At 56.8% G+C, this 12,140-nt stretch carries 10 protein-coding genes; 4 read left to right on the top strand and 6 right to left on the bottom strand.

The window, feature by feature from the left end; genetic code table 11:
* Both VGE80_RS18080 and VGE80_RS18075 read right to left on the bottom strand, forming a co-directional pair.
* The coding region (locus VGE80_RS18080; protein WP_440593636.1) for a DUF1501 domain-containing protein at positions 1-2,012 on the bottom strand (2,012 nt) is incomplete at its 3' end.
* Positions 2,013-2,254: 242 nt separating this feature from the next.
* Positions 2,255-2,599: an antibiotic biosynthesis monooxygenase family protein gene (locus VGE80_RS18075; RefSeq protein WP_440593635.1), complete on the bottom strand. Its 345-nt coding sequence runs from the start codon at positions 2,597-2,599 to the stop codon at positions 2,255-2,257.
* A gap of 385 nt (positions 2,600-2,984) precedes the next feature.
* Here VGE80_RS18075 and VGE80_RS18070 point away from each other — a divergent pair, with 385 nt between their 5' ends.
* The 3 genes from VGE80_RS18070 to VGE80_RS18060 all read left to right on the top strand — a co-directional run bounded on the left by VGE80_RS18070 (position 2,985) and on the right by VGE80_RS18060 (position 5,892).
* A complete protein-coding gene (locus VGE80_RS18070; protein ID WP_440593634.1) occupies positions 2,985-3,563 on the top strand; it encodes an RNA polymerase sigma factor in 579 nt (192 codons plus the stop codon).
* Between the two features lie 136 nt (positions 3,564-3,699).
* Positions 3,700-5,418 carry an anti-sigma factor family protein gene (locus tag VGE80_RS18065; RefSeq protein ID WP_440593633.1) on the top strand — a complete coding sequence of 573 codons (1,719 nt, stop codon included), beginning with the start codon at positions 3,700-3,702 and terminating at the stop codon, positions 5,416-5,418.
* A 24-nt stretch (positions 5,419-5,442) separates the two neighbouring features.
* A complete protein-coding gene (locus VGE80_RS18060) occupies positions 5,443-5,892 on the top strand; it encodes a hypothetical protein (protein ID WP_373650168.1) in 450 nt (149 codons plus the stop codon).
* A 62-nt stretch (positions 5,893-5,954) separates the two neighbouring features.
* Here VGE80_RS18060 and acpS read toward each other — a convergent pair whose 3' ends face one another.
* From acpS to VGE80_RS18040, 4 genes are read right to left on the bottom strand one after another with little or no spacing between them, the layout of a single operon-like run.
* Positions 5,955-6,338 carry a holo-ACP synthase gene (gene acpS, locus VGE80_RS18055; protein WP_373650167.1) on the bottom strand — a complete coding sequence of 128 codons (384 nt, stop codon included), beginning with the start codon at positions 6,336-6,338 and terminating at the stop codon, positions 5,955-5,957.
* Between the two features lie 12 nt (positions 6,339-6,350).
* Positions 6,351-6,932 carry a hypothetical protein gene (locus VGE80_RS18050; protein WP_440593632.1) on the bottom strand — a complete coding sequence of 194 codons (582 nt, stop codon included), beginning with the start codon at positions 6,930-6,932 and terminating at the stop codon, positions 6,351-6,353.
* 29 nt (positions 6,933-6,961) lie between these two features.
* Entirely contained in the window at positions 6,962-7,990 is a 1,029-nt protein-coding gene (locus VGE80_RS18045) for an ABC transporter permease (RefSeq protein WP_397571613.1), read from the bottom strand.
* 54 nt (positions 7,991-8,044) lie between these two features.
* Positions 8,045-10,489 carry an ABC transporter substrate-binding protein gene (locus VGE80_RS18040; RefSeq protein ID WP_440593631.1) on the bottom strand — a complete coding sequence of 815 codons (2,445 nt, stop codon included), beginning with the start codon at positions 10,487-10,489 and terminating at the stop codon, positions 8,045-8,047.
* A 459-nt stretch (positions 10,490-10,948) separates the two neighbouring features.
* On the opposite strand from VGE80_RS18040, the gene VGE80_RS18035 reads away from it, so the two are divergent.
* A partial coding sequence (locus tag VGE80_RS18035) for a 3-keto-disaccharide hydrolase (RefSeq protein WP_440593630.1) occupies positions 10,949-12,140 on the top strand: 1,192 nt, incomplete at its 3' end.

The following is a 12,140-nucleotide window of genomic DNA, read 5'->3' as shown; positions in this document are numbered from 1 at the left end:
ACCATCACCGCAACGCCGACCCCCAAGCCAAACGAGAAGTTGATCCCCGGCGTCGGTGCCATTCGTTTTTCCAGCGTGATGGTCTGGCAGAGCTGGTCATCGAACGCATCGAGAAAGATCGGGTGGAACTCGACTGAAGCCAGCTCCATTCGCTCCACCGCCGTCTTGCTCGGGTGCAGGTATTGGAAGAACACCAGCCGACAGCGGAAATTCGTGCTGAACAGCGAATCGAGCGTCGCCGCACTCGTCCCACCAGCAGAGACCTTTGCCTTGATGGTGAAATACCCCGACTGTGGATCTCGAATCTGCTGAGCCAGCACGACGCTGGACTTCACGGGGATCGCGACATCCTGTTGTGAGCTGGCCGTCCAAACACCCAGCAGGGCTGATCGAGGAGTTCGACTGGGTTCGTCGAGCCGCACACCGAAACCAGCCCCGTTGCCGGACAGGGCAGTGGCTCGCCAGCCCTTGGGACTTGCGGGACCGTCCAGCGGAACGAGATGCAATGTTGTTTCAAAATCCTTGCAAGCCAGCAGGCCCGGCTGGTACGGCGGAACGAAGGCCAGATCCCCCGTTGACTCAGTTCGCTGCGTCGTCGCAGGCTCCTCACCCAGCAACTTGTACAACGGTTCTGATTCCGTGAGCGACAGTTCCCGACCCAATCGGTCAGGAAACGTCCCCTGACTGTTAATCCCGACCAGATGGAAGACGGTTGCGGCCAGATGACCGGCATTGACGGGGTCAGACGCGGGATAAGCACCCTCCCGGTCACTTGAGCCATAAACCTGTCCGCCGGAAATCCCCGCTCCTGCCAGGACACAACTGAAGACCGATCCCCAGTGATCGCGACCGGCATTGCCATTCACGCGAGGCGTCCGTCCAAACTCACCCACGGCGATCACCAACGTCTCGTCAAGAATTCCACGCTCCCTGAGATCATCCAGCAGGGCCGTAAAGCCAAGATCGAACTGCGGCGCCAGACAATCTTCCATGCGGTCAAAGTTTCTCGCGTGCGTATCCCAGATCGGGTTTTCCACGCCCCGGTCGCCGGGGACACGAGGCCAATTGACCGTCACGAATCGCACACCAGCTTCCACCAGTCGCCGCGCCAAAAGAACACTTTGTCCGAACGGGTTGCGACCGTAGCGTTCCCGGATCTTGTCCGGTTCGTCTTCCAGGTGAAACGCTTGCCGTGCGGCACCCGTCGTCAATAGATCGAATGCTTGTCGCCTCAACCCTTCATGCAACTGAACCGTAGCACTGCGAGGCGTATGATCAAACGTCCGGCCAAGTGCGTCGAGCAGCGAGACCCGCTTCTGCATGTGTTCGGCGGGAACGCGGCTGGCGTACAAGCCCCCCAGAGAAGATTGCGACTCAGAGGGACGACACTCAATCAGTTCGGGACTGTACTGCGGCCCGAGAATGCCTCCGAACTGACCTGCCTCGATATTGCCTCCATTGCCGATGAACAGTTCCGGCAACGAAACCGACGTCAGGGCGGGAACGCGCTCGCTCGGACGGAACTTCTTCACAACCGAGGCGAGATTCGGCCAGTCGGTCGGTTGTGCATTTTCTCCATCGCCAGTGAGCATTGGACGGCCGGTCAAGATCCAGTGACCGCTGCCACCATGAATATTATTATTCGTGAACATCGAGCGAATCACCGCCAGATGTTCAGCCCGCTGGGCCGTGCGCGGCAGCAGTTCACTGAAGTGGATGCCGGGAACATTGGTGCTGATCGGCTTGAACGGTCCCCGAATTTCCAGCGGAGCCTGCGGCTTCGGGTCAAACGTTTCGTGCTGCGGGGGACCACCCGCCAGAAACAGGAAAATGACCTGCTTGGCACGCCCAAACATCGGGCCGCTCACCGCATCCTGTTCGACCGAGGCCGCACGAACGGAATTTCCCAGCAGACCGGGTAAACAGGCGGACAAGCCTGCCAGCCCCCCCAGTTGCAGTGCATTTCGACGGCTGGTTCGCAGGGACGACAGATCACTCGGATGGCGCAGCATCACATTCTCCACAGCTTGATGTGTTCCCTGACCACTGTATGACCGCGCCGTCACCAATTCCACCATGCTTATCTATTGATGCAACAAAATCCGGTCAATCCAGATTTGCCCCCTCAAGTAAGAGACAAATCACCCCGCGACAGCCCGGTAAGTCGCACATTGATTCCAACCCCACCGCCAGGACAGATTTCAGCGATCGCCCCCCTTTCTGGTGCTGAAACTCGGATTCGCCTGCAGCTTGCTCAACCCGGGAACGAATAGACCTGCTCCACCCGGCAGATGCGGACATGGTATGACTCATACCAGACAGACTTCCCCATCAGTTGAGCCAGCAAATGTTCCGAATGGCTTCGCCAGGCACCGATCGAGGCCAGATCGGCCCAGTAAGAAACGGTGATTTCACGCCCGTCCCGATCCCGGTGGCTTTCCACACCAAGGAAGCCGGGCTGCTGGCTGGCAATTTGTTCCATTCTCTCTGCCATCCCCGAATAGCCTGCCGGGTCCTCGACTGACCGTGTTGAGGTGAAGATCACGGCGTAGTACGGGGGCTTCAAATTTTCTCCTGCCCCACCAGTCAGTTCCACCATCGCGTTACACCTGCCGATTCCCGAATAAGGCCGAGAGCCGCTCATGAACCGCCGACCCGTCAAAGTCGCCCCAGAACATCAATTCCCTGACATTCACCCGAAGGTCGGACACACGGCACCTGAAGAGGGTTCCGATTGTTGCAGCAGGGGACAGAACGAAGTATTTCTGTTTGACACATTCGATCGAAGGCAAAGCGATCGCGATCAGTTCGACAGAGACACAAGGCGGCTGCGACGATCGTCCTTTCGGGAGCCCGAATGGGGCGCAAAGACCTGGTGAGCCGCCGGGAACAGACGAGTTCTTCCCTTTTACAAATAACCAGAGTGGAGACGACCACGCATGGGAACTTTCCACTCTGACCGAGCGTCTTAATAGCAATCGATCGTGAACCAGATATCAGACCAATCGCTGATTGACAATTGCCTGGCTGGTCGACGGGAGGCTTTCGGGCAACTCGTTGAGCGGTACCAGAATCGGCTTTTTCATTCTTTGGTGCATCTGCTCGGTTCAACGGAAGACGCGCAGGACGCGGCTCAGGACGCCTTTGTACAGGCTTTCGAAAAACTGGGAAGTTTTCGAGGGCAGTCCCAATTTTACTCGTGGCTGTTCCGCATTGCGTTCAACACAGCGGTCAGCCACAAGCGAAAGACGCGGCGGATGTCGGTTTCCCTGGAAGCTCGCAAAGACGCCACCGGCGTTGAGCCGTCGGATGCGAATCCGTCGACCGAACCGTCGTATGCACTGGGAGTTTCTGACAGACAACGCCTTGTCCAGCAGGCGTTGTCGGAACTTTCGGACGAATTTCGGACCGCCCTGGTGCTGAAAGAGATGGATGGAATGAGTTACGAAGAGATCGCTGAGCTGGTCGAGGTCCCGGTGGGGACGGTTCGCAGTCGGATCCACCGTGCCCGCATCGAGTTACGTGACAAACTGTCGATACTGTTGAAGTCAGAGGTACTGTAGGCGGGATGGGTGATCGCAGTGCGGGGAAATATTCTGATCATGAAGATTCATCTCGCACTTCCCGCTGGAATTTGATTATTGTTCTGTTCAGGTAAATGCAGTCTGTCCAGAGGGACAGCAGGAAGAAACCAGTACCATGAACCTACCGGTTCCTGATGAGTTGATCTCGGCCTACTTCGATGGGGAAGCGACACCCGCCGAACGCGCCGAAGTTGAACAATTACTCGACTCGTCACCCGAGTTCCGACAACAGCTCGACGAAATCTCGAAGCTTTCCGCGTTGCTGCACTCGTTTCCCCGTGAGTCCGCCCCTGCCGGTCTGACGGCCAATATTCAGAAACGCGTTGACGCCGCTCCACTCCCCACCGCGCCCAGCTCACATCCCACCCCCGCCCGTAGCTGGCGTCGGGAATGGACGGCTTTCGGTGCCGGGATCCTGGCCACCATGGCATCGCTTCTGGCAATGGTCTCTGTCAGGCAGCTGCCGCTCCATCAAAACTCCGATCAGATGGCAGAACTGGAACATACGGGACCAGCGCCGGATCAACTCGCATTTGGCCGATTCTCAAAATCCGCCGCTCCCGAAGCGGCCCCGGAAGACGGAATCGCGATGTCGCAGGCCACAGCGCCTGTCGACTCAATAGATCAGCCAATGAATGCAGAGATGGAAGCGGCGTCTGCGATGAGCAGCTTCGCGGCAGGCGCGGCGATGGAATCGCACGAAAACGCTCCCCCTCGTGCGAAGCTCAATTCTGCCGATCACGTGTCGACGGGTCCCACTCTGGGAGAAGAAATCTCTCCAGTCCTCGTTGCCGAGATGATCGATCCGGTAACAAACACGATCCAGCCCCAATCCCAACAAGATTTTCTCTCGTCACTGACCAATGGGGACGTCGTCGTATCCAGAATTGCGGACCCTACTAACACGGTCGCAGTCATTGACTTGACGGTCGTCGATATCGAACGGGGGGCCGAAGAATTAAAGCTCCTGCTGCAGAAACGCTCTGTGCTGGAAGTCAACGACGAAGCAAGTGGGGCAGCGAAAAAGCGGGACGAGCACAAAGTCTTCGATGATCGCCGGCAACTCAAAGGTGATGCGGACCGTAAGGAATCTGACTGGTCGGATGAACTCCAGGTCTTTTATGTCCGGGCTCCAGGTGACCAGCTCGCGAGCACCCTCGACGACCTCATCAAGATTCACCCCGATCTCTACCGAAACTGGTCGCCTCAGCCACCCATCGAACTCCCAGCGGGAACACGGGCGATGGTGGGGAACTATGGGCCCAAATTGGAAGTCAGCCAATCACTCGCCGGAACAGATCCAACCAACGAAGCACACAGGGATCGTGAATCGGTCGAACTCCCGGAAGAAGTCAACGAGGAAGCGAATATCGCCGTCACCTATCTCGCAACCCGGAACGCTTTGATCAACTCGCTCGGTGAACGGAACAATACCTCGCAGCCCGCGGAGACTTTCGGAGCGACGAGCGCCAACGATGGCGCCAGGAGCCAGCCCGCCGCTACGGACGACCCAGCACAACCAGAGCCGGGGCAAACCCAGCAGAAAGACCGCGACACAACGAATGGCGTCGTCGCCGCTGGTAATGACAAGGCGTACTTCCGGGTCTCACGCGAAAGCATGCCTGCACTCGGGATCTCAAACGGTATGATGGGGGGGATGGGCCCCCAGGCAGCGATTCCTCCGTTAGCCAATCAGGTTCAAAACTTCGATCTGAATTTCGGCCCCCGTAATCGAGCTCAAGCACTTTCCGACCGGAACGATCGGACTCAAAAACTGGTCAGGATGTTGATCGTGTTGCGATCAGAGCAGTCTCCGGCTTCCAAAGTCCCCTGATCAACTGAGGGGTGCCGCTCTGTCATGAACAAAGCCTTTATCCGAGAACCGGACGAGACCGCCAGTCGCTGCCCTCGATGTCAATCGCTGGGACAGCCGGTGGGCCCTCAAACCCTCAACGCGCAACTGACGCCCGAACTTCGTCGTGGCCTCGCAGAATCGGCCAGCTTCTGCCCCGACAGCCAGTGCGATGTCGTCTTCTTCGATGACTTTTCAGGACAGGTTACGCGGGACAAGTTCACTCGCCCCATTCCCATTAAAGACCCCGCAGCTCCCTTATGCAGTTGCTTTGGACTCACTCGGGACGACATTGACGACGACCTGGCGGAAGGGACCGTCGTCCGCACCAAGTCCGCCGTGCTGAAAGCCCAGTCGCCGGACGCACGCTGTGCTACGCTCGCCCCCAACGGTCGCTCCTGTGTCGCCGAAATCCAGAGCTACTACCTCAAGAATAAGCAGCGCCATTCGAACTGAACCACGCAGGTCGAGACCAGAAACGCCCCGATGAATTGCAGCCGGGGGTTGAATTCTCTGCGTCAGCCTCTTCGCAAGCCGACAGCCGTGGCCGTCGCATACTTCCTGGTATGTGAGATCGTGATCAGTATCTCATCAACCCCGAGTTCCACCGCGACCTGCTGAGTGGCCCCGTGCAATTCAACGTACGGCTGACCGCTGGACCTGACTTTGACTTCGATGTCAGTCCAACCGACCTGCGGTGTAAACCCGGTCCCCAGCACCTTCATCACGGCCTCTTTGGCGGCCCAACGCCCTGCATAGTGCGGGGCCGGCTCGCGGCGAGGCTGGCAATGTTGAATCTCATCCGCCGTAAAGACCCGGGTTAAAAAGTGATCTCCATGGTCTGAGATCATTTTTTCGATTCGCTCAACTTCAACGATGTCCGTCCCTAAGCCCACAATCATCAACCGCCTCCTCTATTCAGGTTGAGATCGTGAGGAAGCTGACGCCCGCCGTACCGACAAACCGCCAGCGGCGATCCCTGTCAGCAGAGATTCGCCGCTCCAGAAGACCTCGGGCCAGGGACTTGGCCACGCCCCCAATTGTCGGACTCGTCGCGAGAGAAATTCCCGAAATCGCTGCACAACAGTTTCGTCCGCCTTGACCACACCTCGCTGTCGATCGATTTCCCGCATGAGCTTCGCGGCGAGCTCTTCCTCTTTCGACAATTGACGCATCGCGGTATCGAGTTGAAACGTCTGGAGTGTACTTAAGACGAACCCTCCACATGCCAGCGAAGCGGCGAAGACGAATAACGTCCATAAAGAAGGCCGTACTTCAAACACATTGGCAAGCCAGACGATCAGCCATCCCACTAACAGACCAAACCCAATCGACAGAAGCCCGATCAGACGGATGCGGGCAGGTGCGTGCGAGACGGCTAGAGCAAGAACGGCCACGCAGAACAAACTGGCGAGCATCCAGACGACGAGCGATCCGCCGCCCCCCTGTGTCGAGTCCCTCGTCGAATCGTCTGACTCGTCTAATTCCGCCGGCACGTGCGCATCGTGAGGACCGACTCTGTCCATTACTTATCTTCGAAAGAAACCCGCGGATTGACCACTACGTAGAGAATATCGGAGACCAGAATCCCCACAAGTGTCAGCACGGCGGACAGCATCAGCGTGGTCATCACGAGATCGTACTCACGGCGCAGCACTCCTTCGTACGACAACAGCCCCATTCCGTGAATATTGAAGATCACCTCAATGATCACGCTTCCACCGACCAGAAATGGCAGCAGCGAGGCGAGCAGCGTGATGATCGGGAAGAGACTGTTCCGCAGTGCATGCACCAGGATCACTCGAGGCTTGCTGCACCCTTTTGCCTCAGCCGTGCGTATGTAATCCTGACGAATGACTTCCAGCATCCCGGCTCGCATCTGCCGGCTGACGTACGCCAGACCTCCATAAGTCATACAGAGCACCGGCAGCACAATATGCTTCGCGTAATCCACAAACTGTTCGAACGGGAGCATCGAATCGAAGTTCTGGGACTTCAGTCCCAGGATGGGCAGTGGGGAATTCGAGAAGCCCAGATTCGTCCAGATCCATTTCTGCATGAACAGTTCACGCAGTAACTCAGCCACCCAGAACGACGGCAGGCTGTAAAGCACGAACAGAAAGACCGTCGAGACGCGATCAAACATGTGGCGTGGATAGGCGGCACTCAGGATACCCAGGGGAATCGCCGCCACATAGATCAACGTGAAGACAATCAGGTTCAGCAGCATCGTGACCTTCAGGGCATCCCAAAGTTCAGGCCAGATCTTCTGCTCGGTCTGGAAAAAGATCATGTCCCCTTGGACGAGCCGGTTGAGAAACAACATGAACTGGTGCGGAAGCGGCTTATCGAAACCGTGTCGTTCACGGAATCGTTTCTCTGCCGCTTCCGTCCCTCGTTCTGCATTCACACCGGCGGACGCCTGTCCCGCTCCACCAAACTTTTCCGCCGCCGGATCCCCGGGGGCCAGACGGATCACCAGAAACGACACGAGCAGAATTCCGAACATCGTCGGAATCATCAGCAGAATTCGTTTGAGGAGGTAAGTGGCCAAAACACGTCTCGATCTGGGATAGTGGAGAGAACACGGCGACCTTGCGAAGCCGCATTATTTGTGAACCTGCTCGTCTTTCGGCACGTACCACTCTGAGAGATCAAAGCCGGGCCGCAGACGGTACCACTTCACATTGCGGAATCGCTTGTGGTACGCCCCGAATTCCTTCGGAATCCAGAGAAACATGTACGGCTGCTCGCTGTCAATCACTCTGTGAAAAGACTGGTGAATCCGCTTCCGCTTATTTTCATCCAGCGTGACACGCAGCATCTCGATCAATTCGTCCGCAAGGGGATTGCTGAACGAAATCGTGTTACTTCCCCGTTTCTCGCGAGCCGCTTCCGAGCTGTGCCAGATCTGGAAGGGATCGCTCTCAATCGGCATCGCCCAGCGAAGGGCGACCGCATCACATTCCTTTGCTCGCAGCTTCTCGATGAACGAGGCCCACTCCATGGTCTGGATCTGCATGTCGATCCCGACGCTCTTGAAGTTCTTCTGCATGATCTCGCACATCTGCTCGTTAACAGGCTTTCCCTTGGGGAGTCGCAGCAGCACCTGAAACTTCTCGCCGTTTTTGTCCAGAATCCCATCGTTGTCCGAATCGATCCAGCCAGCCTCGGTCAACAATTCACGAGCCGCCTCGGGATCGTACGCAATCGGCAATACTTCACGGTCATACCCGGGACCAAACAGGTACTGCGTTCCCGAGACCACCACCCCGGCGTTGTGAAGTTTCTTGTCCACGAAATCCTGCCGGTCGAACAACATCGTCAATGCAATTCGAACCCGGCGGTCCTTAAATGGCGTCGCGAGCTGGTTCCAGCCGATATAGCTGAACATGGGTGAGAACCACATTCCGCGCACGTACGTCTCACGCGTTTCCTTGTCGAGCGTCGGCCAGTCCTCGAAAAACTGTTCGGCTGACATGTCGAAGAAGAAATCGATCTCACCCGCCTTCATCGCTGCCATCGCCGACACCTGGTCGATAATGAACTTGAAGATGATTCGATCGAGGTGTCCCGCCTTGGCAGGCTCCCAGTAATGAGGATTCCGCACCAGTTCGACCCGGTCGCCTCGTTCCCACTTGTCGACGATGTACGGACCCGTTCCCAGTGGTTTGCGGTTATAGCGATCATCCGTGTTGAAGAACTTGCCAAACTCCTGCCCGCGAGCACTGATCATGTTCTTCGAGGCTTCTTCTTGCGGAGTCAGCGGGGCCAGCGTCAGCTCACGACCGTTCTCTTTGAAGATCGCTTCAAAGAAATGGATCGGTGGCGAAAAGGCCGAGATCCCGTACGAGAATTCATGAGCCTTGAAGTACTGCTGTCGATATCGCAACCGAATCGTATGGGTCCCCAGTGCGGTGCACTCGACCAGATCGCTGTAGTACGTCCGAATCGAATCGCCATCGACATACGGACTGTTCAGCAGAGCGTAACCAAATTCAATATCTCGGGTCGTGAAGGGGACACCGTCTGACCATTTCACATCGTCACGCAGATAGAACGTCGTGTAGGTCTTCGCCTGAACGTCCTGCCATTCGTCTTTTTTAAGTGTCAGTGCCTCTTTGAGAGGATTTTCTTCTGTCCCCGGCTTAACGATCAGACTGCCGTCTTCACCCGGTTCAGATTGACCGAAGATTTCGTCTCCCGTCTTGACGACATATTTCCCAGCAGGAAATCCGCCGACATCAAGTTGACCGTTGCTGTCGCTCCAATAGTGGTAGCCCGTGGTCGAGGCGCCCAGAATTCTTCCGACAGGATAAATTCCAACCCAGGCTCCCCCTTGCGGTTGGCCTTCTTTATTCGATGTGACCAGAGAGATCGTTTTCGATTCCGCAGGTTTACCGTTAACAGGAGGGGCAACTTCATAATTGATCTCGAAGGAAGCCTTGGCTTCGCCATCCTTCAGAGCGACGCGGCGCTCGCGTCCTGGATAATCAGGCGAGAGCTTGATGGAGTCTTCGACGACCCATTTCTTTGCGATTCCCGGCTCGTACTCGAACGTCTCAGGATTCTGGCGGGCCAATCCTTCGTTGACGTATTGCATGATATACGTCTGGACGGCCGATGTTTCAGTAATGGGGTTCAGAACACGAGGCTCGGAATTGAACCGAATCGAGATCGCATCACCGGACACGGGCTGACTGGGTCTCGACTTGGCCCACTCGTTGTCAACATCAGCAGGAATCGGTCCGGCAAGTGACAGCGTTTCGTTGTTGGGCGGCATGCGGGGGATCTTGATGCCGTCCACTTCTGCCATAATTTCGATCTTCGGGACGTCGGGATAATCTTCCCAGTAGGCGGTCTTCGCCTCGGCCCCGTTGGTTCCTGATCCCTTCGACACCGATTCGCCACTCGCTTCGGAGCCAGTGTTTTCGGACGTCGCGCTGGACGAACCAGACGTTTTGGCCGGGGCGGGAGTGCTGGAGGTGGTACACCCCATCGACAGCAGAACACCAAGAATGACTGCACCGGCGAACTGGTGAGACCGAACCATAGACGGCATCCTTCCCTATCTGACACGCAGAAGACATTGCGAGACCGACGACCTGCTGTTCTGACACGTTGTGAAGCATCCCCGCTCCTCAAGGGTCCAGAATCATCGCACAATTACCTTTCAAAGGTAACCCGAAGATAGACGCAAGTCCAAATCACAGCAAGCATCAACTTCGTCTCCCCTGCTCGTATCATCCATTTGGTTCTCATCTCCGGAACAGGGATCTCCCAAACCACAAAGCGGTCTGGGGGAGCCGATCGGCTTCGGGCAGAAGGAAATGCGATGGGACGATCCGATCCGGATGCAGGCTGTTCATGATCGCGTTAGAATGCCATTCTGCACTTCGATAGAATCCTGCTCTCGATCTCAAGTTCGCCCCGTCCAGGCGGCGGGCATGAATATGACGGCGACCCTCACGACAACTGTCCTGTCCACCATGTTGTACCTCGGAGCCAATCGATGCGAGTGAATTTCTGCCTTGCCATTCTTGCCCTGATTCCGTTGGCGGAACATCTGAGCCCCAGCAGCGCACTTGCGGCAGAACCGCAGCCTCCACAAGGTTTCAAAGCAATTTTCAATGGCAAGGATCTCGCCGGCTGGTATGGCAATAATCCGCACAACGGTACGAATCTGACAGGAGACAAGAAAGCCGCAGACCTCGCCCAGCAGCGACTCGACTTCCCCAAGAATTGGACCGTTGAAAATGGGGAACTCGTCAACGATGGTCACGGTCCTTATGCCACCACCGAGGAAGAATTTGGAGACATCGATCTCCTGATTGAATACAAGACGGTCGCGAAAGCCGACAGCGGCATCTATCTTCGCGGAACGCCGCAGGTCCAGATCTGGGACTGGAACCAGGTTTTCGACCCCAAGGCTCCCACACGCCGCCCCCACCTCGGCTCGGGCGGACTCTTCAACAACACTCCCTGGACGGCGGGACGTGATCCACTCGTTCGTGCCGACCGCCCCTTCGGTGAATGGAACCAGTTCAAAATTACTCAGATCGGCAGCCGAACCTGGGTCTGGCTCAACGATCACCTCGTCGTCGATGGGGCTGTCATGGAAAATTTCTGGGACCGTTCAAAGCCTCTGCCGGCGAAGGGCCCCATCATGTTGCAAACCCACGGCGGAGAAATCCGCTGGCGAAACATCTTCGTGCATGAGATCGAGCCTGCCGAAGCACAGCAGCGACTTGCCGCAGCCGACAAGGAAACGAAGACACGCCTCGCGCGAGCCCTGACTCTGCACGCGTCGTTCGATCACGGACTGGATGCCGACTTCGCCCGGGGCGACAAGGCCTGCTATGTCGTCGAGGGTGCTAACCTCGCTCCAGCCAAACCCAATGATGACGTTCGCCTCTCAGCCGATGCGGGCCGATTCGGTCAAGGCCTCCACTTCACTCGAAAGAACAACCTTCGCCCCACCTACAAGGATGGAGGTGTGCTTGGATACAACGACAAGAACTGGAGCACCACAGTTTCCACATGGTTACGTCTCAACCTCGATCTGGATCTTGAACCCGGCTACTGCGACCCCGTCCAGATTGTTGGCGACGACCTGAAAAAAGGCTTCATCTTCCTCGAGTGGTCCAAGGACGAAACGCCTCGGTTCTTCCGGTACGCCATTCGACCCCTCTTCCACATCTGGA

It is taken from the genome of Schlesneria sp., from assembly GCF_036405755.1.
GTDB lineage: Bacteria > Planctomycetota > Planctomycetia > Planctomycetales > Planctomycetaceae > Schlesneria > Schlesneria sphaerica.
The sequence above is the reverse complement of the archived record's forward strand: the minus strand, read 5'-3'. Positions and strand labels throughout refer to the sequence as shown.

Excerpts from the sequence above, each read along its gene's own strand:
- VGE80_RS18040 (WP_440593631.1), bottom strand. The coding sequence starts at position 10,489 with ATGGTTCGGTCTCACCAGTTCGCCGGTGCAGTCATTCTTGGTGTTCTG.
- VGE80_RS18060 (WP_373650168.1), top strand. The coding sequence starts at position 5,443 with ATGAACAAAGCCTTTATCCGAGAACCGGACGAGACCGCCAGTCGCTGC.
- VGE80_RS18075 (WP_440593635.1), bottom strand. The coding sequence starts at position 2,599 with ATGGTGGAACTGACTGGTGGGGCAGGAGAAAATTTGAAGCCCCCGTAC.
- acpS (WP_373650167.1), bottom strand. The coding sequence starts at position 6,338 with ATGATTGTGGGCTTAGGGACGGACATCGTTGAAGTTGAGCGAATCGAA.
- VGE80_RS18065 (WP_440593633.1), top strand. The coding sequence starts at position 3,700 with ATGAACCTACCGGTTCCTGATGAGTTGATCTCGGCCTACTTCGATGGG.